The following is a 22,405-nucleotide window of genomic DNA, read 5'->3' on the forward strand; positions in this document are numbered from 1 at the left end:
TTTAATCATTTTACTTGATTGTAATTCTGCTGATTTCTGCGGTACGAATACCCGGTTTCAGTTCGCCTCCTACAATAAATAATTGCTGTCCTTTCCCTAATAAAGCAGCACCGGCCCGTGCCAGGCAAGCAGATTCCTCCCATTCCTCCCAATGGTTCCGGCGGGTATTGTATGCCATCAACCGGCCATTAAACCGATACCAAGCAACGGGTTGCAGCAAATAATCTTCTTTTGCAATTCGCTTATAATCACCACTGATAGCATCCAGAAAAATATCTTTATCCACTCCACCTGTACATAGAATAATACTATCCGACCAAACGCAGGAAGTTCCTCCGGTCAAAGTAAGCGGCTCTCCTGTTTCTGCAACGGCAGGCGCCGGTACCGGTTCCCATTGTTCTTGTAAAGGCAGATACCGGTAACCATCAGTAGCTACACTGGCTTCGCCCCCATTCTGTGAAGGACAAAAGCCTCCCCACAGATACAACATACCATCTTGTACGGCACAAACTGGCTGTACACGTGCAGCACCCGGAAATGGAACTTCTTCTTTCCAACCGAGCTCCGGTTCATTGAGATTTAAAGACAACATCGAAGTAGAAGGAGATCCATTCCGGTTTCCCCCCGCCACATAAATCGTATTGCCGGATGCAGCACCGGACATATTGTCCTGTGCAAAAGGCAACGCTGGCAATGTATCCAAAATAGCCCCGCCATCCTCTGCCAGTTTCAGACGGAATACGGAGGTAAGCCCTCCGTCTGCATTATTCCCTCCGATAAGAATCATCTCACCGGACCGTGAGATAGAAACTCCATAGGCTACCGGTGACGGCAATTCTCCAACTTGTTTCCACACGAGCACGGAATCTTTCGTTATTTCGGCTGTATATATGCCTTTATAAAAATATTTCGGCCCACCTTCTGCCGCAGATTTCCCTGCAAAATTACAACCTCCGGCCATAACCAATTTGTTACCGATAATACCGGCGTAACAAGCAGACACTCCCAACTCATAACCGAATTCCTGATTCGGAAAGCCGGACATCTGCTGCACATGGATATCCTGCTTCCGGGACGAGTTTTCCCGAACACACGAAGCTGCCAAAAAGAAAAATGGCACAGCACTGCATAACAAAACCTGTCTTACCTTTATCATCGTTTCATCCTTTTTATTTTTGAAGTAACCCTGTTCAAACATTTATAAAGAGCAGATATGAAAAACCGAATTAATACAGTAGTTAAGTAGTCAAGTAGTTAAGTAGTAAGTAGTAGATAGTTAATGGAAACACATCAAACAAACTATTTCTACTTAACTACTTACCACCTGACTACCTACTATTTGACTATCTACCACTTACTACTTAACTATCTACTACTTGCTACTTGACTATCTACTACTTGCTACTTAACTACTTGACTACTTAACTACTTAATTATTGCATATAAATCATTCCGGGCAATATACCGCTTCCCGGGCAAGTTCGGAAAACAACTTTGCATATTTTTCCGCAACGGCTTCTGCATATCTTTTTCCTTTTTCTGCCGTAGCCAGTTTAGGGTTTCCGATCCCCGTATCATCAGACACTTTCTGCCAGTCACGTGGGATCCACGCAACCTTTTCTTGTAAAGACTTTATAGCAAACGGCTTGTACCGGCCCTCACCGGCTTCCTCCAGATTTACCAATTCAGGATGATAATGCATCATTACGGAAGTCTCCAACTCATCGGCATGATCTCCCGGCTGATCAAAATAATCTTTTGCAGGAAGCACTGTAAACCACTCACTGCAAGCAATCAGAAAATCGGGATAATCCATTGACAGGTCACGGATCATATTCTTAAAATTGTTTCCTCCATGTCCGTTTACAATAACCATTTTACGGATACCTTGCGTATGAAGCGAAGCTACAATGTCCGTAAGGATTGCTTTCTGTGTTTCATACCGGGCATGTATACAAAACGGCAGTTCGCGCTGTCCGGGGTTTTGTGATCCCATCGTCACAGGAGGCATCACCATACAACGTACACCATATTCTTTTTTAGCCCGTTCTGCCGCATCGACTGCAATCGAATGAGATAATATGCAATCCGTCAAATAAGGTAAATGCAAATTATGGGGCTCAGTAGCTCCCCAAGGAAGAATTACTAAATCGTAATCCAAATCTTTCGTCTTTCCGTAGCATGATACGGATAAATCAATTTCTTTATTCATCACTATCGTTATTATCAGATAAATCTCTTCTACCGAATCCTGAATGAGGAGATAATCCTCTTTTTCTTATGAAATTTCCGGAATCGTTCTTATTTCAGTTTCTTCTCAGGAGAATAAACCAACCCGTCGACAGCACGTTCACCATCAAGCGTGACAAAAACAGTAGTAAACATCCATTTCACCAGACGTACCTGATGAGTTTTAAATTCTCCTACGGGAAGTTTCAGCAATACCTTGTTCCATCCTTTATTCAAATGCACCTTCAAGGGAGGACGAGCCGTGAAGTTCTCATTCCCCAAGGGTATCTCATTATCCAACACAGTATGGTTGGCTGTCCACACAGGAGGAAGTATCTCGGTGTCATTCAACCAGATACGACTTCCTTTATAATCCCACTTACCGGCAGGAGGAGGCAGATCTTTCTCGGAACGTCCATAGTTCTGAAACTCTGCCCACAAACCAACCTCCTGGCTTTTGGGAGAATAAACCCAAGTATATGCATACGCCGTATGATTTTCTTCAGGTTCTTTATAGAAAGCAGGAATCAGAGTTCCCCACACATGACGCAGATAGATACCGGCACCAATGGCTTGTCGCACATTGTACTCCTGTCCTTCGTATACATATGATTCTTTCAACTCGGATTCGGGAGGAAACGTACGTTCCAAATCACCTTCATTGGGAAATGCATCCGTAATGTTCCATTTCACATTGGTTTGTTTCACATAGGCAAAAGGATACCCCTTGAAACAATGCTCTTTGTGCCACAACATTCTTCTCTCGAAATCGGCAAAACTCCGGAATTCGTCTGAATCCTCTCCCGGAAGAATCGTCCCGTTTTTATCGAAATACTCAAAGCCGCCTCCTTTCCAAGACCGTTCGGCAAAAGCCAGCATATTGGGATAAAAGGAATTTTCTCTGATAACATTCACTTCCGGTACGACCCATCTGTCCTGCCACACAGACAGAATACTTCCGGCAATATCATCACTGCCATAGGGCTGGTTATAGATGCGGCTATTGTACAAAGCAATGATATCGGCAAACACATCAAAATGATTGAGATAATGGAATCTTGAATCGATGGCCGGAATACCCTCCTGCGCCTTCCCTCTATAACTCCATAAATGGGTCATATCTATCTCCCCCGGCTTATAATGCCAGCCCGGATTCCAGGAAATCGCCTTTTTCCCTTTAGCACGGACATAGGCCACCATTTCCGGCACAAACTGCGGATTGGTAAATGCCACCTCATCCGTCCCGATATGCAAATACGGCACATCGAATGTCTCACAAATTTCATCCACCAATAATTTCAGGATTTTCATACCGGCTTCACTCTGCATATCGTGTCTGAAAGCCCGCACAAAAGCCGCACTATGCCCCGGCATATCAATCTCCGGAATAAGCATCACCTGCCTTTGTTTACAAAACTCCACCAGATCCCTAACTTCTTCCAGTGTATAAAACTTGCCGGGCATACGTGTCATATTGCAACTATCATTCAATACCGGAAAGATTTTGCTTTCAAGACGCCATGCCTGGTTCTCCGTCAGATGCCAATGAAATACATTGATTTTATAACGGGAAAGAATATCTATTTCCCGTTTCAATTCCTCTACGGAAATATATCCCCTGCCTACATCCTGCATGAAGCCACGAACGCGAAAAGCCGGCCAATCTACAATCTCCCCTCCATGAATGAGAGCCGTTCCTTTACAATGTAGCTGTCTTAAAGTCTGTAACCCCCAGTATGCTCCCTGTTCCGTAGTTGCTTCGATAGATATTTTATTCTTCCTCACAACCAAACGATATGCCTCGTTCTCATTCAAAGCTATTCCATCCAGTTTTTCTACTAAATGGATCTCAATTACGGAAGAGGATTTGCCATCTATCATGCCTCCTAATTCCGACACCAGCAGTCCCAATTGAGGAATGAGAATATCACCGGATAACCTTACTCTCTTTATACTGAATTTTTCATTCGTCAGCTTTACCTGTTGCGGTTCGGGCAAAAAATGGATATTACCTGCCCGAACCGTAGCAAATGTGCACAGCAATAGGAAACAGATGGCACAACAGGTTCTATTTTTCATTTGATTATGTCTTCTATTTTTATTCGCTGAAAAGTCATATGCGCTACGCTACTTTCATACAGAATACCAATCGTTTCCTTATCAATCAAAGTAAGGCAGGAGTATCCCCATCCCTCGGCTTCATCTATCAGCAACTGATGTTCGGGCAGCCAGGTCACTCCACCGTCGAGACTGGCCTTGATGGTAATATGATTCCGTCCCTTTATCGTATTGGGGTTGGAAAACAACAAAATGTCTTTTCCCAGTACATTCTCTTTCGCATCTATCTTTATCAGACTTGCCATGCAAACCGGTTCACGCAAAGCACTTCGCGAAGAGACATGCTCTGTCCATGTTTTCCCTAAATCCTTTGTAATAGCCACCGCACGGCTTCCTCCCCGGTTATCACGCATATTCAACATCAGTACGCCGGGTTCTACCTCCGCCACTTGTGCCTCTGTAGTGTTTATACGGGCATAATTATGAATTTTCCATGTCTCCCCACGGTCTTTGCTATACATAATTCCGGCATTAGGTATACGGGCGGCATCGATAAACTGAATAGGAAAAACCAGCGTACCATCACTCATCGTAATCCCACGCCCCGGCCCTTGCAATAAGAAGTACCAGGAAGGGTCTTTCACCTGTTCTGTGATATTGATCGGAGCCGACCATGTTTTTCCGTCATCCGTACTCTTCGTCATTACCAATTGTGCCGTATGATTCATATCCATTCCCGGATGCGAACTCCACCACGCACGTTGATTTCCCATTCCATGTGTCCATGCAGCAACGATCCAGATGGTATTTGTTTTCGTATCTACCAGAATAGAAGGATCTCCTACCCCATTTTGTGCGGCCGGCAATCCTCCGTGTTCGCCAAACGCCAATGGCAAACGCATCTTTTCCCATGTCTTTCCGCCATCCGTACTACGGCTCAACCCCACATCCACATGCTCTTGTAAATCGACGCTGCTATTATAACGCACGTCATATACTCCCAATAAAGTACCTTTATTAGTCGTTACCAATCCCGGAATACGAAATGCTGCCGAATGATCATCTCCGGCATGGCGCACTCCCACACCCATATAATGCTCGATATTTTCAGGAGAAACCAGATTTAAGAGCGCATTTTTACCATCTAAAGTTGCCGAAGCTATCTTTGCCTTCACTTTGGCAGTAAGCGAAGTTCCGGGTTTCATTTGCAAACTGATCCAGAAATAATTGATACCCGGAAACAGTTTTTGTTCACCTTTCAGTACAATCTCATTTTTAGGATTATTCACTTCGGCTTTTTTTATCGAATAAAAAGGATTGGCAGCCAATGTTTTTCCCGGAGCATGGCTGGATATATATTCAACGGGAGCAAAACGCTTTTTACCTACATCCTGTAAAGCTTCCGTACCTCCATAATAAAGCTTCACAGATTGAATATCCGAAAGCACGGTTTCTTCATCAAATTTCAACACAACCTTGTCCAGCACCTTACTATCCTTTGCGTCCAGACGCAAATAAAACAAGACATTATCTTGCCTTTCTATCAAAATAGGAATACGTGTTTCTTTGATAAAAAGGGTATCGGCCGCACAAAGTGTAGACACTGCACATAACAAACAAAAGAAAGGAAGTAAAAACAGAGTTTTTTTCATGGTATTGACTAAAATTATATTTACGTTATTGAGGACAAAGATACTATTTTTCATTTTATATCGGTTTACACACTTTTTTATTTCCAACCATACCGGTATTGAAATCCGGAGAAATCATCCACATCACTGCATATTATCCGTTTTAGGGCGCAGGAAGTAGAGTTGCAATGCCAATGCTATTAAAACAACTACACTCAGCCAGGCAAAACCCAATCCTAATTCGCCACCGTCGGTCCATCGCCCTAATAAACTGGTGACGGCAGCCCCGGCAAACACCCCTGTCATATTCATGATACCATAAGCAGTTGCACGATATTTAGCCGATACGAACTGGCAAAGAATAGGCATATTATTCGCATCAAAGATTCCAAAACCGATGCCAAACAATAATCCGGCTCCCACAATACCTACCGTATTGTGTCCAAACCCTAATAGCATCAATGCCGGGATAGTAAGTCCTAAGCCGATAGCTCCTGTATAAACCCGGCCACGAATATTCTTTAATACCCATCTGTCCGAAAGGATTCCACCGAGAAGCACTCCGATAAAAGAAGAAACAGCAATAGTAATAGTTGACATCGGACCTGCTTCCGACATCGGGATATTCAGATTCTCGGCAAACAGGGTCGGCAACCAGTTTTTCGTGGCCCATCCCGGAAGGCTGGGAGCAGCAAAATAAAATAATATCACCCAGAATGCAACATTACTGAATAACAAAGACAAACCTTTAAAAACAGATGACTTCTGCTTCGGTTCCTCCCGACGCAAACGCTCTATCTCCATATGCTCCTTATTTTCGCGCAAAAAGACAACTAATATAAAAGCATAGACAATACCGATGATCCCAAACCAGTGAAAAGCCGTATGCCAGGAATAAGCGGCTGCTACGGTAGCTCCAAATCCGCCAATAGCCTGACCTGTGTAAAGTCCGGTCATATGAATTCCCACTGCCAACGAACGCGACTTATCCTGATGCCAATCTGCAATCAAAGAAAGTCCGGCCGGAATATAAAGCGCTTCACTCACTCCCATCAAAGCGCGTAACCAATATACTTGAGTGAACGTTTCGGCATATCCCATACCAAAAGTAACGGCAGACCAAACAAAAAGACTTCCTACAATCAGCCATTTTCGGTTTAATCTGTCAGCAATCATACCGGCAACAGGGCTCATAAATCCATATATCCAAAGAAAGACAGCCATCAAACGGCCGAAATTAGTAGCTGACTGTAATTCTGCAATATCCAATTGCATAGCATCTTTCATAGTCGAAAGCATCTGACGATCCATATAATTGAGTAATGCTACTCCCCAAAGAAGAGCTACTACAATCCAAGGATAAATTTTTGAGTTTTTCATGATTTCCTGTTCGTTTTCAATTATAATAGCGTATGCCCTCCTGCTTTTTTGCTCGTTATAATTTACTTGCTATAAAAACAAGTATATTCTCTCCGATTATCAATGATAAGAAAATAAATATTCCTGTCGCTTTCATCTTCAAAAAAAATAATCAACTGAAAAACAACAGTTTCCGTGGAATATTCTTACTATTTACAAAAGTATATACTAAACGGCACATTAAGTATATACTTTAACCACATATAAATATATACTTTTAAATATCAAAAATATATACTCTTATAATGGAGAATTCAGGGCCTTAAATTTCTAATTAACAATGTTAAAACGGGTGCCATCGGGATACGCTATAACCCCTATGGCAAGCCGTACTCTCTCTATTCCGAATAATTCATGAGCTATTAAGTAGTCAAGTAGTTAAGTAGTCAAGTAGTAAGTAGTTGAATGATGAGGTAGAAAGTAGTTAAAGAAAACACATCAGACAAGTCATTTCTACTTGACTACTTAACTACTTGACTACTTACTACTTAAGCACTTCTTAGCCACTGTCACAAATTATTCAAACTATATATTCTTAAGGTAATAATTCCCGGCAAAGCTCATACCCCTTTGTCATCATCCGAGGGATGTGGAAAGGTCCTTTAAAGATATTACCTTTTGCCGGTTGTGAGACTGTTCCATCGCGATGAAGGTATCCGTACCACTCTCCAAATTCATGATCAGGGAAATGGGCATATGTCCAATCACTGACCTGCCGGTGCATAGCAAGATACTTTTCATCTTTCGTAGCCTGATAAGCATACAGAGAAGCAATGATCGCTTCGGTCTGTGGCCACCAGAATTTCATGTCATGTGCATAATCCTGTGGGGGCAGGTTACGACAGTCGCGGAAGTTTATAATACCACCATATTCTTTATCCCATCCCCACTCCCACGACCAGTCGAGGATAGTAAGCGCCATATCGGTCAGTTGTTTATCCCAATTACGATATTTAGCCTCTTCAAGAATAAACCAAGAAGTTTCAATACAATGCCCCGGATTGATAATACGTCCATTAATCGTATCGATGAATTCCCCGTTGGAACCAACCGTCTCCAATAACGCATTGAATTCCGGATGCATAAAATCTTTCTGTAACAATGCAATCGAATCATCGATCTGCTTATCGAGTGCCGGATCGGCGATAGCAGCACGAATACGTGAAGCTGTATTGATGAGAATCATAACGATGGAATGGCCTTTCGACTGCACCGTATTCCAATACTTAGGTTCCAATACACCGGGAGTATTGAGAAAACGCTGTATATCTTTAAACAGTTTCAAAGCCTTTTCCGCATATTCCCTTTCACCCGAAGCGATAGCATATTCTGCCATAGCAATAGCTGCAAAAGTTTCAGAAAAGACATAACGACGTTTGCGCAAAGGCTCTCCCGATGCGGTAACTTCAAAAAACATACGCCCATCAGAATCAAAACAATGTTGCTCTATAAAGTCAATCGTACTTTTTGCAGCAGCCAGCCACTCCGGATTTTGTTCAATATGATTATAAGCATAACTGCATGTGAACGCAAAACGCCCTTGAAACCAAACTGATTTGGTAGTATCTATCAAAGAACCGTCACGATCCAAGCAGGTATAAACACCTCCGTTCCGAAGATCCAACCCATGCTTCAACCAAAAAGGCATTATATTTCCCAACATGTCGTCCCGGTAAGAGACTGACCATTTTTGTAGATATTCGGTTACATTCATAACATAAACGGATTAAAACTTATTACAACGATCAAAAAAGTGAATAGCTTCCAATTCTGCTTTCATACGAGCCTCTTCCTCGTCGGTCATATTCTGGAAAGGTGTACGATTCTTGCCCAAATCCAAGCCGATCAGTTTCATAATGCGTTTACCACCTACAATATTACCTCTATAATGACAGATCACATTGATCACTTCCTGAGAGAAATTCTGAAGTTGACGCGCTTTCTCCAAATCACCGGCATTCCAGGCATCGATAATACCTACCAGATTACAACCGTTGTAGTTAGTGGTACCACCTATTCCTCCCTGAGCGCCTCCCATTGCCAGACAAGGAAGAATAGTCTCATCCTGCCCATGCAACATATCAAACTTTCCATCCTTATAAAGACGGCATTGATTGTACTCATACAAGCTCTCATAGGTGTATTTGATGCCTGCAAAATTAGGAATACGCCCGTCTACCGCTTCAAGAAAAGCTACCATAGACAGAAATGCCCCGTTAAAAGCAGGAATATGATAAAAATAGAAAGGAAGCTCGGGAGCACCGCAAGCAATCTCTTCACAGTATTTCACCAGTTCTTCTACACGACCTACCTTAGGGAAAGGAGGAGCCATCGCACCAATACCCCATGCTCCGATCTTTTGTGCATGCTCTGCCAAGCGACGACTCGACTTCACGCAAGTACTACCCACATGAACAATTACTTTAAAATTTTCCGGAGATACTTCGATCCAGCGTTCCGCCAACTTCATGCGCTCTTCTTCGGTGAGCATATAGCCTTCACCCGATGAACCGTTAATAAAGACACCTTTCAAACCATTTTTTGCCAACATCGCCGCATAGGCAGCAATCGGTTCGTAATTCACCTCACCATTTTCATAAAAAGGAGTGAAAGGGGCATTTATCAACCCGATAATCTTTTCCATAAGTATACAGTTTTATTCTATCAAACATGTGATTTAAACATTCATGCCACAAATATAGATATTTCTTAATTAACAACAAGATTATTTTTAAAATTTCTTATTATCAACTCGCAAATAAACAAAAATGATTTATTATATAATCCCTTATTAGACTATAAACAAAGAATATTAATAAATTAAAAAGGAAAAACAGAGCAAAATATTCAAATAACCCGTATATTTGTTCATCATAAACCACTAATATGGCATACATGAAACATAATTTGCTCAAAGAAATAGAAATAGGTTCCAAAAATGCTCTCGTAAAGAAGAGAATTATTACGCATTATATATATAATGGAAGCTCAACGATCACCGACCTTTCAAAAGAAATGGACTTGAGCGTACCCACCGTAACCAAGTTTATTGATGAGATGTGTGAAGACGGGTATATCAATGATTACGGCAAACTGGAGACAAGCGGCGGGCGCCATCCAAACTTATACGGACTTAATCCGGAATCCGGGTATTTTATCGGAGTGGATATTAAAAAATTCGCCATCAATATCGGACTTATCAACTTTAAAGGAGATATGATGGAGCTCAAAATGAATATCCCCTACACTTTTGAAAATTCAAAAGAAGGATTAAATGAATTATGCAAACTCATATCGAGTTTCATAAAAACACTTAGTATCGACAAAGAGAAAATATTAAATATCAATATGAACGTATCCGGTCGGGTCAATCCGGAATCCGGATATAGTTTCAGTCAATTCAATTTCGAAGAACGCCCGTTGGCAGATGTACTAACAGAAAAACTGGGCTACAAAGTAACCATAGACAATGACACCCGCGCCATGACCTACGGAGAGTATATGCAGGGCTGCGTAAAAGGAGAAAAAAATATCATATTCGTCAATATCAGTTGGGGATTGGGCATTGGCATCATCATCGATGGGAAAATATATACCGGAAAATCAGGTTTCTCCGGTGAATTCGGGCACGTAAGCGCTTATGAAAATGAAATCATCTGTCACTGTGGGAAAAAAGGATGCATTGAAACAGAGGCATCGGGATCGGCCTTGCACCGAATATTATTGGAACGTATCAAAAACGGAGAAAACTCAATCTTATCCAACCGCATATCATCGGAAGATCCGATCACTCTTGACGAAATCATTGCATCCGTCAACAAAGAAGACGTCCTCTGTATTGAAATAGTGGAAGAGATCGGCCAGAAGTTAGGGAAACAAATTGCCGGACTTATCAATCTCTTCAATCCGGAATTGGTTATTATCGGTGGCACTTTATCGCTTACAGGAGACTATATCGCCCAACCGATAAAAACAGCCGTCCGCAAATACTCCCTCAACTTAGTAAACAAAGATTCGGCTATCCTCACTTCCAAACTGAAAGACAAAGCGGGAATTGTAGGAGCCTGCATGCTTGCACGAAGCAGAATGTTCGAAGATTAAATCTCGGACATCCGCTTCATAAAAGCCTTGATTCCCTCCTTATCGGCAACATCAGGCGCCCAAGGAGCCAGATTTTCAGGGATCAACGGAGCATAAGGCCCCTGCTTTATTTCATATATCACCGTATTGGGCTCAAGCACTATAATACAATGCCATATGCAAGGCGGAATTTCTATACCATACATGCCCTTATCCGGATTCAAATTCACTTTATCCGTAACATTACCTTCTTCATCAAACAGAATAGCAAGCAAACTACCTCGAAGAACGATATAAATCTCTTCCTTATCCGGGTTCTTATGACGATGGGGCGGCAAATACGTATCCGGCTCAAGTGCATTCAGCATACGATGAATCGGTGCATCCATTGACTCATGAAAATTGTAATTCATGCGCAGGCGCGGATTCTCTTTTGCCTGCCCGGATACATTATTCAGTAAAGAATCGGTAATTAATTTCATAGAATCCTCATTTCGTTTTTTCAACAGAATCAGCGGTAACTACAACCAAAGCGGAACCTAACCCTACAATACGAAGCATCAGTTTGTCTTTTCCCTGATAATCGACCAGTTCTCCTTTCACACCTTTGAGCTGTCCATGAACAACTTGAACCATCACACCAGATGCCAATTCTTCTGTAAATTCAACAAGTTCATCTGTATTTTCTACCATACTGCGGAAAGTTTCCATCTGATCTTCCGGAATAGAAACATATCGCCCCTCTTCCCGAAGAAGAAAAGAAATCCCTTTTATACTTTTAATTCTGGTAACTTCGTCCATCGGCAAACGTACAAAGACGCATCCCGGAATAACCGGAACCATCACCTTCCTCTTACGATTATTCCATGAACGAACTATAGACTGAAGTGGTAAATAGCTCTCAATACCTGCTTTATCAAGCTGTTCTTTTACACTCTTCTCAGCCTTTACTGCTGTATACACAGCATACCAACAAGATGTTTTTTCTTCTATTTTCCTGTTTGTTGTTTCCATCCCTTTAATAAGTCTTTCACAAAAAGCATCCATCTTATCCAACCAATATCCGCCAAAAATAAATAAGAATCAAGATATTACCTAATAAATCCGGCTTCCAAAGTATCACCATTTATCATACTGTCACTTACACAATCATCAGTCCGCACTTTGCTTATTTGCAATAGCTGAACTGTCTGACTATATATATCATAAACAATAAATCTACGCATAAGATATTCAGATTAATCTTTTTGAGTCTTTTATAAACTGGTCACAAAGGTAATATATTATTTTCATAATATACATTTATTTTATTACTAAGTTTTAGAATTTGTATCAAAAGCCAGTTATAAGTCCCCTGACAACTTAGTAACTTTCGCATACAAAAGCCGTTTTTATAGGATATGCAGCAAGATTAAGATTCGAAAAATCAAATATATATTAAAAACATATCATTTTGCCAAGGCTATTACCTTATAATAAAAATCACCAATCATCTTGCCTTTTATAAACGCTCTCATTTCAAATATGACAAATAGTTTCTTCAATATATTCTCTATCCACATCCATTTTTTCAATGCTATAGCTTTACAAATTCCATTCCATAACTGCTTATTTATCTCCAGAGAAATCCCATGCTACTATTCTTTTTTTAATAAGAGAATGCCAACTAACTGAAAGACAGAAACCAAAGAAAATAATAATCAAAAAAAAGAAGATTTCTTTTTGATTATTCGAATAAAGCTGTAATTTTGCATGCCGTAAACGGACAATGCCGCTATAGCTCAGTTGGTAGAGCAACGCATTCGTAACGCGTAGGTCGCCAGTTCAAGTCTGGCTAGCGGCTCTTTCATTAAGCACTGATTATTTTAATCGGTGCTTTTTGCTTAAATAGAATAATGTATTCAAAAAAAACACCTATAATCGTTATCTGAACAAGCGTACTAATTGCGATACCGGTAGTTTTTTCAAGTTAATCCTGTTTTAGTAAAAAACGCATCACAATCAGTTTTAGCCATGTCATGAGCCGAAAAAGGAATCAAAAAAAGAAAAAAGCCCAAAAATATTCCCAAATAGGATGTATTATTACTATCCTAGTTTTAATACCTGTTTTTTATGGTTTATACCTTTATTTTCAACAATCCGAAACGCTCCCCTCTTTTCCGGACAAGACAGTCAAAATTCCTGCTACATCCATTCGACAGCCGATACCGACAGCCGAAGAGCTTACGATACCGCGAATGATTATTCCCAGAAAAGAACAAATCATCCACCATACCGGATATAGCGTATCATATAATGAAAATCTCCGCCTGCCTAACTGGGTCGCATATGAACTGACACGCCAAGAGACACAAGGCAATGCTAAAAGAACCGACCGTTTCATTACCGACCCTTCGGTAAAAGGTATCATTGCTACCAATGCCGATTACGCACGCTCAGGATATGACAAAGGACACATGGCGCCCGCAGCCGATATGAAATGGAGCAATACGGCAATGAAAGAATCATTTTACTTTAGCAATATGTGCCCGCAACACCCGGAACTGAACAGACGCAAATGGAAAGACCTGGAAGAAAAAATACGTGATTGGGCCATTACCGACAGTGCTATTATTATAATTTGCGGACCTATTATAGAAAAAACGCCACAGAAAATAGGAAAAAACAAGGTAACAGTTCCACAAAAATTCTTCAAAGTAATTTTATCACCTTTTACCACATCACCTAAAACCATTGGATTTCTATTCAAAAACGGACGTTCCGTATCCCCACTCGCCACTTACGCAGTATCAGTGGACAGTATTGAAACGCTGACGGGAATGGATTTCTTTGCCCCTCTGCCTGATGATTTGGAAAACAAAATAGAATCACAAGTGAATTGCGACCAGTGGGGACTTTAAATCCGGGCAATAACCCTAAAACGCATTTATACCAATAACATCATCGGCATTCAAAAGCAAATAATAGCTAAACACTCAAAAAACAGTCTCCACCAAGTCGCCTATTTAGTCGAATTCTTATTACCTTTGATGAGTTTTTATAATGTGAACGTCTTTTTATGGACAAGAAAAAGAAAAAAATCCTTATCAGCCTAACGGCTATCTTCTTTATAGTCTGCATAGCAGGAATCGGTACTTTTTATTACTACCTCCTGTATCCGCAATTTCATCCCGCTAAAACAGTTTATGTGTACGTAGACCGTGACGACACGGCAGACTCCATATATAATAAGGTGAAAGCAAAAGGACATCCCGGTAACCTTACCGGATTCCGTTGGATGGCAAAATATCGTGAATTAGAAAAAAACATCCACACCGGCCGCTATGCCATTCGTCCCGGAGAGAATGTATACCATGTTTACAGCCGGATATCCCGTGGTTATCAAGAGCCGGTCAACCTGACAATCGGCAGTGTAAGAACGCTCGACAGGCTGGCACATAACGTAGCCAAACAATTAATGATAGATTCTATCGAAATTGCAACTTTACTATTCGATTCCACTTTTCAGCAAAAAATGGGATATGACAAAGAAACAATGGCATGCATGTTTATTCCCGAAACTTACCAAGTATATTGGGATATGAGTGCCGACAGCTTCTTCGAGCGTATGCAAAAGGAACATAAAAGATTCTGGAATGACGAACGTCTTGCCAAAGCACAAGCTATAGGAATGACTCCGGAAGAAGTGTGCACGCTGGCATCCATCGTAGAAGAAGAGACAAATAATAATGGGGAAAAACCTATGGTGGCAGGATTATACATCAACCGGTTGCAAAGAGGCATGCCGCTTCAAGCAGATCCTACGATCAAATTTGCATTGCAAGACTTCGGATTAAGAAGAATCACCAACGAGAACCTACGGGTTGAATCTCCATACAATACTTATATAAATACCGGACTTCCTCCGGGACCGATCCGCATTCCTTCCACTAAAGGCATAGATAGCGTTCTTAATTATGCAAAACACAATTATATTTATATGTGTGCAAAAGAAGATTTTTCGGGTACCCACAATTTTGCATCCAATTATACCGACCATATGGCTAATGCCAGAAAATATTGGAAAGCATTGAACGAAAGAAAGATTTTTAAGTAATCCTGTAATAAAATGATCTTAAAAATGTATCTTTGCCCAAATAAATAATAGAACTGTGACTAACACTAATTAAAAAGATATATGAGCAAGCAACTCTTACTTGGCGATGAAGCCATTGCACAATCTGCATTGGATGCTGGGCTTTCAGGCGTTTATGCCTATCCGGGCACCCCTTCAACTGAGATAACGGAATATATCCAATCATCCCCCGTCACGAGTGAACGGAACATACACAGCCGTTGGGCTGCCAACGAAAAGACAGCAATGGAGGCTGCCTTGGGAATGTCATTCGTAGGTAAGCGGGCACTGGTTTGCATGAAACATGTAGGCATGAATGTAGCAGCCGACTGTTTTATCAATTCAGCAATCACCGGTGTAAAAGGCGGACTTATCGTTGTTGCAGCTGATGATCCCAGCATGCACTCCTCTCAAAACGAGCAAGACAGTCGTTTTTATGGTGATTTTTCATTGATTCCGATGTATGAGCCGAGCAATCAGCAAGAAGCTTATGACATGGTTTACAACGGATTCGAATTTTCCGAAAAGATCGGCGAACCATTATTGATGCGTATGGTTACCCGCCTGGCGCATTCCCGTTCCGGAGTAGAACGAAAAGCCCAAAAGCCGCAGAATGAAATATCTTTTGGAGAAGATCCGCGTCAATTTATTCTTTTACCGGGTAATGCACGCAAACGCTATAAAGCATTATTATCACGCCAGGACGAATTTATCAAAGCATCCGAAGAATCTCCCTATAACAAATATACCGACGGTCCGAACAAAAAGACAGGTATCGTAGCCTGTGGCATCGGATACAACTATCTAATGGAAAACTATCCGGAAGGCTGCGAATATCCGGTATTGAAAATAGGGCAATATCCGCTACCCAAAAAGCAATTAATGCAATTAGTGGAGACTTGTGATGAAATTCTTGTTTTGGAAGACGGGCAACCGTTTGTAGAAAAACAATTGAAAGGGTATTTGGGTATCGGATTGAAAGTGAAAGGACGTCTTGACGGTACACTTTCACAAGACGGAGAATTAAATCCGGATTCCGTAGCACGTGCCGTAGGAAAAGAAAACAAATCCGAATTCAAAGTTCCGGGTATTGTAGAGATGCGCCCGCCCGCCCTATGCGAAGGTTGCGGCCATCGCGATATGTATACCACTCTGACTCAAGTACTAAAAGAAGAATATCCTACTCATAAAGTATTCAGTGACATCGGATGTTATACATTGGGAGCCAATGCGCCGTTCAATGCCATAAACTCCTGTGTCGATATGGGGGCATCCATTACGATGGCAAAAGGTGCTGCCGATGGAGGATTATATCCCGCCGTAGCCGTTATAGGCGATTCGACTTTTACCCACTCCGGAATGACCGGATTGCTGGACTGTGTTAATGAAAATTCAGATGTTACCATTGTTATTTCCGACAATGAAACAACAGCTATGACAGGTGGCCAAGATTCTGCCGGTACAGGACGTATCGAAGCAATCTGTACCGGACTCGGAGTAGATCCTGCACATATCCGTGTAGTAGTTCCCTTAAAGAAGAACTACGATGAAATGAAACGGATAATACGTGAAGAACTTGATTATCACGGTGTATCCGTTATTATCCCCCGCAGGGAATGTATACAAACATTAGCACGTAAAAAAAGAAGTAAATAAGCCATGAAAAAAGATATTATACTATCAGGAGTAGGCGGGCAAGGTATCCTGTCAATCGCCACAGTCATCGGCAAAGCAGCCTTGAAAGACGGACTTTATATGAAACAGGCAGAAGTACACGGGATGAGTCAACGTGGTGGAGACGTACAGTCTAACCTGCGCATCAGTGACCAACCTATCGCTTCAGACTTGATACCATCGGGAAAATGTGACCTGATCATATCCTTAGAACCCATGGAAGGATTACGGTATCTTCCCTATCTCAGCCCGGAAGGATGGCTGGTGACCAACGAAACACCGTTTATCAATATTCCAAATTATCCGGCAGAAGAAAAAGTACTGGAAGAGATTAACAAACTGCCTCATAAAGTGGTCTTGAATGTGGACAAAGTAGCTAAAGAAGCAGGATCGGCACGTGTCGCCAATATTGTTCTATTAGGAGCCACTATCCCATTCTTAGGAATAGATTACACAAAGATACAAGATAGCATCCGTGAAATATTCCAGCGCAAAGGGGATGCCATTGTAGAAATGAACCTCAAAGCGTTGGCAGCCGGAAAAGACATAGCAGAAAAATTAATGTAATCATGTGTATCCTGCCGATATGTCAATCGGCATAACAACTGTTCAAAACATACAGTTGGCATATCGGCAGGACAGCACATTGAATAATTGTTCAAACCATGAATACAAGATACTGGGAAGAAGAAATAGAAACGATGAGTCGTGAAGAACTAAAAGAATTGCAATTACAACGACTCCGTAAAACAATTTCCATAGCAGCAAACGCTCCTTATTATAAGGAGGTTTTTGCCAAACACGGCATTACCGCCGACTCCATCCGGTCATTGGAAGATATTCGTCAAATACCATTCACAACCAAAGCGGATATGCGTGCCCATTATCCTTTCGGCCTCGTAGCCGGTGATATGAAAAATGACGGAGTACGAATCCATTCATCCAGTGGCACAACCGGTAATCCAACTGTCATAGTACACTCACAGCATGATCTTGACTCATGGGCAAACTTGGTGGCACGATGCCTTTACATGGTTGGAATCCGTAAAACCGATGTATTTCAGAACAGCTCCGGATATGGAATGTTTACAGGCGGATTAGGATTTCAATACGGTGCCGAACGCTTAGGAGCATTGACCGTACCTGCTGCTGCCGGTAACAGTAAACGTCAGATAAAATTCATCAATGATTTTAAGACGACTGCCTTACACGCAATCCCCAGCTATGCCATACGCTTGGCAGAAGTATTCCAGGAAGAGGGTATGGATCCGGCAGGCACCACCCTAAAAACCCTTGTCATCGGAGCAGAACCGCACACCGATGAACAAAGAAAAAAAATAGAACGCATGTTGGGAGTGAAAGCCTATAACAGCTTTGGAATGACAGAAATGAACGGCCCGGGAGTAGCCTTCGAATGCACCGAACAAAATGGTATGCACTTTTGGGAAGATTGCTATTACGTAGAAATTATCGACCCGGAAACCGGCGAACCTGTCCCCGAAGGAGAAATAGGAGAACTGGTACTGACCACACTCGACCGAGACATGATGCCCCTGATTCGCTACCGGACGCGCGATCTTACACGTATTCTTCCGGGCAAATGTCCTTGCGGGCGTACTCACTTGCGTATAGACCGAATCAAAGGACGCAGCGATGATATGTTCATCATCAAAGGGGTTAATATTTTCCCAATGCAAGTCGAAAAAATATTGGTGCAATTCCCAGAATTAGGCAGCAATTACCTTATTACCTTGGAAACCGTCAATAATCAGGATGAAATGGTCGTTGAGGTAGAGTTAAGCGATCTTTCCACTGACAACTATATTGAACTGGAACGTATTCGTAAGGAGATTACCCGCCAATTGAAAGATGAAATATTAGTAACACCTAAACTGAAATTGGTTAAAAAGGGCTCTTTACCACAAAGCGAAGGAAAAGCAGTACGAGTAAAAGACTTGAGAGATAACAAATAATTCAATATAATTATATGTCTAATGCGCCAATTAAGAAAATTGTTTCTTCAGTTGGCGCATTAGTACATCCATACTTTAATCATACCTTATGCAACTATTAAAAAAAAGAATCCTGCAAGATGGAAGATGCTTCGAGGGAGGCATTCTGAAAGTAGACAGTTTTATAAACCATCAAATGGATCCCGTACTGATGAAATCTATCGGAGTAGAATTCGTACGCCTTTTTGCAGGAACCAATGTCAATAAGATTATGACGATAGAAGCCAGTGGTATCGCTCCGGCCATTATGACCGGTTATCTGATGGATTTACCGGTGGTATTTGCCAAAAAGAAATCTCCTAAAACCATACAGAACGCATTAAGTACCACAGTTCATTCTTTCACCAAAGACCGTGATTATGAAGTTGTCATCAGTAGTGATTTTCTAACCCCCGAAGACAACATTCTTTTCGTTGATGACTTTCTGGCATATGGAAACGCCGCCTTAGGTGTTTTAGACTTGATCAAGCAATCCGGAGCTAACCTGGTAGGAATGGGGTTCATTATAGAGAAAGCCTTTCAAAACGGGCGTAAAACACTCGAAGAAAGAGGTGTACGCGTAGAAAGTCTCGCCATTATAGAAGATTTATCCAATTGCCAGATTAAAATAAGATAGCTTCTTCTATTTTTCATTCGGATTAAAATATTGTCCTTTTTTCCCCGTCACGCTCCCGTATTGTACAGCATTTTGGGGACAGATATGATAACAGGCCAAACAAGAAGTACAATCTGTTCCCCAAACAGGTTTCCATCCTACCATTACAATATTGTTCATAGGACAAGCTTTTTCACAACGTTTGCAAGCTATACAAGCATCTGTGGTATGAAACTTCCTCGCAGATATCCCCCATTTTGTGAAAAACGGATTAATTATCTTCGTTTTTATAAAAGGGAAACTACCTTCATGGCATTGAAACACCTCTTTTCCTTCTTCCAACATACTGCCTATTTCTGCCAATTTTGGAATCGCATCAGTCAGTTTCCGTTCTTCAATCTCTTTAGAGTCCACATCAAACCCCGGGAGTAATACATAATTATTAGGCATAATAACAGAAAATCCGGCATCACATTTCCATCCCCTTCTTGATACAGCATTGCAAAACACCTGCTGAGTCAATCCGGTGTCATCCCCGCAAGAACATACAAAAAAAAGATACTGCTTATCATAGCGCTGAAGATTCAGTTGTTCTATAAACTGCAACACAATGGGAGGAGGCCCCCAGGAATACACAGGAAACACAAAGCCGATTTTTTCTTTATCAGCCATTTCATAATCAAATATCGCGTTTCGCATTGTTTCCGGAATAAATATCAATTGCTCCTTAAGCCTGTCAGCAAGCTGTTCTGCAATCCATTTAGAGTTTCCTGTACCCGAGAAATAAAAAATCATAATTGAGATTTTTTTAATAAATCAATATAAAAAGAAGGGCGGTAGTCTTCGAATGATTACCGTCCTTCTCCGTTATAAAAAAGCCGCACCGACGATGTGATGAAACTCTGATAGAACAAGATTTGAGTGCTCGCCCCCTTTGTAATCCACCGGCTAAAAGCTGTCCCGAAAGATGTGGCCCGCCATTGAGAGCAGAAGCGTTCTCGGTATATCAGATTAATTTGAAGAGTTTCCCGATCAAGTCGATACGGCTAATACTTTAACTACACAAATGTAGTAACTTTGTATGAGATAAACAAGAAAAATATAGAATTTGTTTATTCTAAAAGCCACTTTTTATAGCCTGAAAATTCTTTAGTAATAATAAAAATGCCGATCACTTTTCAGTAATCGGCATCTATTATTCTTAAACTGTGCAACTTAAGCCGCTTTAGCTTTAGCAACTACAGCTTTGAAAGCTTCCGGATGATTCATTGCTAAATCAGCCAAAACCTTACGGTTTATTTCGATACCGGCTTTATGCAAGCCACCCATCAATTTAGAATATGACATTCCTTCAAGGCGTGCAGCTGCATTGATACGTTGTATCCAAAGAGCGCGGAAGTTTCTTTTCTTGTTTCTACGGTCACGGAACGCGTATGTCAAACCCTTCTCCCAAGTGTTTTTAGCTACGGTCCAAACATTTTTTCTTGCACCAAAGTAACCTCTGGTCAATTTCAAAATTTTCTTTCTTCTTGCTTTTGAAGCAACATGATTTACTGATCTTGGCATAGTTTTACTCTTTTTTGAATGTTAGCGCCGTTACTTCACGTAGCGAACTTAAAGCTAATGCATTCGGTTAATACTTTAATAATACTTTTACGCTTTTGATTACTTCATAGCTAAGAGTTCCTTAACCTGGCTTACATTTGTTGTATCAACAGTTGTAGAGTAGCACAGATTTCTCTTTCTCTTTTTAGTTTTCTTAGTCAAAATATGACTATGAAAAGCGTGCTTTCTTTTGATTTTACCTGTTCCGGTAAGGGTAAACCTTTTTTTAGAACCGGAGTTAGTCTTCATCTTTGGCATCTTACTTGATTTTAAATTATTAAATTATATGGCAACGCACTATACCTGCGCGTTACGCATTTCTGTCTTATTCTTCTGCTGCCTTATCCGCAGGCTTTGGAGCTGCAGGCTTCGGTGCAGCCGGCTTTTTTGGAGCTCCTTCTTTCTTTTTCGGAGAAAGCTGGATAGTCATACGCTTACCCTCTAAAACAGGCATTTGATCTACTTTTGCGTAATCTTCCAAATCATTGGCAAAACGCAACAACAGCACTTCACCCTGTTCTTTAAAAAGAATGGAACGTCCTTTAAAGAAAACATAAGCTTTCACTTTGTCCCCGTCTTCAAGAAACCCTTTAGCATGTTTCAACTTAAAGTTGTAATCATGATCATCCGTTTGAGGTCCGAAACGTATTTCCTTTACGTTCACTTTCACCTGTTTCGCTTTTTGTTCTTTCTGACGTTTCTTTAGTTGATAAAGAAATTTTGAATAGTCAATAATACGGCAAACCGGGGGTTGTGCATTAGGGGAAATTTCTACGAGGTCTAACCCTTTTTCTTCCGCCATTTTTAATGCCTGGGAAATAGGATATACCATAGGTTCCACTTCGTCGCTTACAATGCGAACTTCCTTGGCGCGAATCTGCTCATTGATTCTGTACTGCCCTTTTAAGCTGTCATTCTTCATCAAATAACCTTTACTTCCGAATTGTTTTTTATTGTCTACCAAAATTTGTTTATTTATTAATTGGGC

At 41.2% G+C, this 22,405-nt stretch carries 20 protein-coding genes and 1 tRNA gene; 8 read left to right on the plus strand and 13 right to left on the minus strand.

Annotated features, from left to right (window positions below; translation table 11 throughout):
* Positions 1-10: 10 nt before the first annotated feature.
* The 7 genes from HMPREF1532_RS00800 to HMPREF1532_RS00835 form a co-directional block, all read right to left on the minus strand.
* Positions 11-1,156, minus strand: coding sequence for a cyclically-permuted mutarotase family protein (locus HMPREF1532_RS00800; RefSeq protein ID WP_005923468.1), 1,146 nt, complete (start codon positions 1,154-1,156; stop codon positions 11-13).
* Positions 1,157-1,447: 291 nt separating this feature from the next.
* On the minus strand, positions 1,448-2,212 hold the full coding sequence (locus HMPREF1532_RS00805) for a creatininase family protein (protein ID WP_005923471.1): 765 nt from the start codon (positions 2,210-2,212) through the stop codon (positions 1,448-1,450).
* Positions 2,213-2,301: 89 nt separating this feature from the next.
* Positions 2,302-4,308 carry a family 20 glycosylhydrolase gene (locus HMPREF1532_RS00810; RefSeq protein ID WP_005923473.1) on the minus strand — a complete coding sequence of 669 codons (2,007 nt, stop codon included), beginning with the start codon at positions 4,306-4,308 and terminating at the stop codon, positions 2,302-2,304.
* On the minus strand, positions 4,305-5,939 hold the full coding sequence (locus tag HMPREF1532_RS00815) for a sialidase family protein (RefSeq protein ID WP_122282049.1): 1,635 nt from the start codon (positions 5,937-5,939) through the stop codon (positions 4,305-4,307). The genes HMPREF1532_RS00810 and HMPREF1532_RS00815 overlap by 4 nt, the downstream gene beginning before the upstream one ends.
* Positions 5,940-6,062: 123 nt before the next feature.
* Positions 6,063-7,298, minus strand: a complete 1,236-nt coding sequence (locus tag HMPREF1532_RS00820; protein ID WP_005923478.1) for an MFS transporter — start codon at positions 7,296-7,298, stop codon at positions 6,063-6,065.
* 574 nt (positions 7,299-7,872) lie between these two features.
* Positions 7,873-9,051 (minus strand): AGE family epimerase/isomerase, encoded by a 1,179-nt coding sequence (locus HMPREF1532_RS00830; protein WP_005923484.1) that lies wholly within the window; start codon positions 9,049-9,051, stop codon positions 7,873-7,875.
* A 12-nt stretch (positions 9,052-9,063) separates the two neighbouring features.
* Entirely contained in the window at positions 9,064-9,981 is a 918-nt protein-coding gene (locus tag HMPREF1532_RS00835; RefSeq protein WP_005923487.1) for a dihydrodipicolinate synthase family protein, read from the minus strand.
* A 251-nt stretch (positions 9,982-10,232) separates the two neighbouring features.
* Between HMPREF1532_RS00835 and HMPREF1532_RS00840 the strand changes: the two genes are divergently transcribed.
* Positions 10,233-11,438 carry an ROK family transcriptional regulator gene (locus HMPREF1532_RS00840; protein ID WP_025819702.1) on the plus strand — a complete coding sequence of 402 codons (1,206 nt, stop codon included), beginning with the start codon at positions 10,233-10,235 and terminating at the stop codon, positions 11,436-11,438.
* Here HMPREF1532_RS00840 and HMPREF1532_RS00845 read toward each other — a convergent pair.
* Together HMPREF1532_RS00845 and HMPREF1532_RS00850 are read right to left on the minus strand one after the other, a co-directional pair.
* Positions 11,435-11,899 (minus strand): WbuC family cupin fold metalloprotein, encoded by a 465-nt coding sequence (locus tag HMPREF1532_RS00845; RefSeq protein WP_005923493.1) that lies wholly within the window; start codon positions 11,897-11,899, stop codon positions 11,435-11,437. The genes HMPREF1532_RS00840 and HMPREF1532_RS00845 overlap by 4 nt on opposite strands.
* A 7-nt stretch (positions 11,900-11,906) precedes the next feature.
* A complete protein-coding gene (locus HMPREF1532_RS00850) occupies positions 11,907-12,431 on the minus strand; it encodes a UpxY family transcription antiterminator (RefSeq protein WP_005923496.1) in 525 nt (174 codons plus the stop codon).
* Positions 12,432-13,187: 756 nt separating this feature from the next.
* On the opposite strand from HMPREF1532_RS00850, the gene HMPREF1532_RS00855 reads away from it, so the two are divergent.
* The 7 genes from HMPREF1532_RS00855 to xpt all read left to right on the plus strand — a co-directional run bounded on the left by HMPREF1532_RS00855 (position 13,188) and on the right by xpt (position 19,833).
* Positions 13,188-13,260: transfer RNA gene (locus tag HMPREF1532_RS00855), tRNA-Thr, on the plus strand.
* A gap of 175 nt (positions 13,261-13,435) precedes the next feature.
* Positions 13,436-14,317: a DNA/RNA non-specific endonuclease gene (locus HMPREF1532_RS00860; protein ID WP_005923503.1), complete on the plus strand. Its 882-nt coding sequence runs from the start codon at positions 13,436-13,438 to the stop codon at positions 14,315-14,317.
* A 158-nt stretch (positions 14,318-14,475) separates the two neighbouring features.
* Positions 14,476-15,513, plus strand: coding sequence for an endolytic transglycosylase MltG (gene mltG, locus HMPREF1532_RS00865; protein ID WP_005923506.1), 1,038 nt, complete (start codon positions 14,476-14,478; stop codon positions 15,511-15,513).
* A gap of 81 nt (positions 15,514-15,594) precedes the next feature.
* Positions 15,595-17,187 carry a thiamine pyrophosphate-dependent enzyme gene (locus tag HMPREF1532_RS00870; RefSeq protein ID WP_005923509.1) on the plus strand — a complete coding sequence of 531 codons (1,593 nt, stop codon included), beginning with the start codon at positions 15,595-15,597 and terminating at the stop codon, positions 17,185-17,187.
* A 3-nt stretch (positions 17,188-17,190) separates the two neighbouring features.
* Positions 17,191-17,772: an indolepyruvate oxidoreductase subunit beta gene (locus HMPREF1532_RS00875; protein WP_005923512.1), complete on the plus strand. Its 582-nt coding sequence runs from the start codon at positions 17,191-17,193 to the stop codon at positions 17,770-17,772.
* 98 nt (positions 17,773-17,870) lie between these two features.
* Positions 17,871-19,178, plus strand: coding sequence for a phenylacetate--CoA ligase (locus HMPREF1532_RS00880; RefSeq protein ID WP_005923515.1), 1,308 nt, complete (start codon positions 17,871-17,873; stop codon positions 19,176-19,178).
* Positions 19,179-19,266: 88 nt separating this feature from the next.
* Positions 19,267-19,833: a xanthine phosphoribosyltransferase gene (xpt, locus tag HMPREF1532_RS00885; protein WP_005923517.1), complete on the plus strand. Its 567-nt coding sequence runs from the start codon at positions 19,267-19,269 to the stop codon at positions 19,831-19,833.
* 6 nt (positions 19,834-19,839) lie between these two features.
* On the opposite strand, the gene HMPREF1532_RS00890 is transcribed toward xpt, so the two are convergent.
* The 4 genes from HMPREF1532_RS00890 to infC form a co-directional block, all read right to left on the minus strand.
* A complete protein-coding gene (locus HMPREF1532_RS00890; protein ID WP_005923519.1) occupies positions 19,840-20,607 on the minus strand; it encodes an EFR1 family ferrodoxin in 768 nt (255 codons plus the stop codon).
* A gap of 420 nt (positions 20,608-21,027) precedes the next feature.
* Entirely contained in the window at positions 21,028-21,378 is a 351-nt protein-coding gene (rplT, locus tag HMPREF1532_RS00895; RefSeq protein ID WP_004297540.1) for a 50S ribosomal protein L20, read from the minus strand.
* Between the two features lie 99 nt (positions 21,379-21,477).
* The gene (rpmI, locus tag HMPREF1532_RS00900; protein WP_004326827.1) at positions 21,478-21,675 is read right to left on the minus strand and encodes a 50S ribosomal protein L35; all 198 of its coding nucleotides are present in this window, start codon (positions 21,673-21,675) and stop codon (positions 21,478-21,480) included.
* Between the two features lie 67 nt (positions 21,676-21,742).
* The gene (infC, locus tag HMPREF1532_RS00905) at positions 21,743-22,339 is read right to left on the minus strand and encodes a translation initiation factor IF-3 (protein ID WP_081623164.1); all 597 of its coding nucleotides are present in this window, start codon (positions 22,337-22,339) and stop codon (positions 21,743-21,745) included.
* Between the last annotated feature and the right edge of the window lie 66 nt (positions 22,340-22,405).

Source organism: Bacteroides salyersiae WAL 10018 = DSM 18765 = JCM 12988, assembly GCF_000381365.1.
GTDB lineage: Bacteria > Bacteroidota > Bacteroidia > Bacteroidales > Bacteroidaceae > Bacteroides > Bacteroides salyersiae.

Excerpts from the sequence above, each read along its gene's own strand:
- HMPREF1532_RS00800 (WP_005923468.1), bottom strand. The coding sequence starts at position 1,156 with ATGATAAAGGTAAGACAGGTTTTGTTATGCAGTGCTGTGCCATTTTTC.
- HMPREF1532_RS00805 (WP_005923471.1), bottom strand. The coding sequence starts at position 2,212 with ATGAATAAAGAAATTGATTTATCCGTATCATGCTACGGAAAGACGAAA.
- HMPREF1532_RS00810 (WP_005923473.1), bottom strand. The coding sequence starts at position 4,308 with ATGAAAAATAGAACCTGTTGTGCCATCTGTTTCCTATTGCTGTGCACA.
- HMPREF1532_RS00815 (WP_122282049.1), bottom strand. The coding sequence starts at position 5,939 with ATGAAAAAAACTCTGTTTTTACTTCCTTTCTTTTGTTTGTTATGTGCA.
- HMPREF1532_RS00820 (WP_005923478.1), bottom strand. The coding sequence starts at position 7,298 with ATGAAAAACTCAAAAATTTATCCTTGGATTGTAGTAGCTCTTCTTTGG.
- HMPREF1532_RS00830 (WP_005923484.1), bottom strand. The coding sequence starts at position 9,051 with ATGAATGTAACCGAATATCTACAAAAATGGTCAGTCTCTTACCGGGAC.
- HMPREF1532_RS00835 (WP_005923487.1), bottom strand. The coding sequence starts at position 9,981 with ATGGAAAAGATTATCGGGTTGATAAATGCCCCTTTCACTCCTTTTTAT.
- HMPREF1532_RS00840 (WP_025819702.1), top strand. The coding sequence starts at position 10,233 with ATGAAACATAATTTGCTCAAAGAAATAGAAATAGGTTCCAAAAATGCT.
- HMPREF1532_RS00845 (WP_005923493.1), bottom strand. The coding sequence starts at position 11,899 with ATGAAATTAATTACCGATTCTTTACTGAATAATGTATCCGGGCAGGCA.
- HMPREF1532_RS00850 (WP_005923496.1), bottom strand. The coding sequence starts at position 12,431 with ATGGAAACAACAAACAGGAAAATAGAAGAAAAAACATCTTGTTGGTAT.
- HMPREF1532_RS00860 (WP_005923503.1), top strand. The coding sequence starts at position 13,436 with ATGAGCCGAAAAAGGAATCAAAAAAAGAAAAAAGCCCAAAAATATTCC.
- mltG (WP_005923506.1), top strand. The coding sequence starts at position 14,476 with ATGGACAAGAAAAAGAAAAAAATCCTTATCAGCCTAACGGCTATCTTC.
- HMPREF1532_RS00870 (WP_005923509.1), top strand. The coding sequence starts at position 15,595 with ATGAGCAAGCAACTCTTACTTGGCGATGAAGCCATTGCACAATCTGCA.
- HMPREF1532_RS00875 (WP_005923512.1), top strand. The coding sequence starts at position 17,191 with ATGAAAAAAGATATTATACTATCAGGAGTAGGCGGGCAAGGTATCCTG.
- HMPREF1532_RS00880 (WP_005923515.1), top strand. The coding sequence starts at position 17,871 with ATGAATACAAGATACTGGGAAGAAGAAATAGAAACGATGAGTCGTGAA.
- xpt (WP_005923517.1), top strand. The coding sequence starts at position 19,267 with ATGCAACTATTAAAAAAAAGAATCCTGCAAGATGGAAGATGCTTCGAG.
- HMPREF1532_RS00890 (WP_005923519.1), bottom strand. The coding sequence starts at position 20,607 with ATGATTTTTTATTTCTCGGGTACAGGAAACTCTAAATGGATTGCAGAA.
- rplT (WP_004297540.1), bottom strand. The coding sequence starts at position 21,378 with ATGCCAAGATCAGTAAATCATGTTGCTTCAAAAGCAAGAAGAAAGAAA.
- rpmI (WP_004326827.1), bottom strand. The coding sequence starts at position 21,675 with ATGCCAAAGATGAAGACTAACTCCGGTTCTAAAAAAAGGTTTACCCTT.
- infC (WP_081623164.1), bottom strand. The coding sequence starts at position 22,339 with ATGAAGAATGACAGCTTAAAAGGGCAGTACAGAATCAATGAGCAGATT.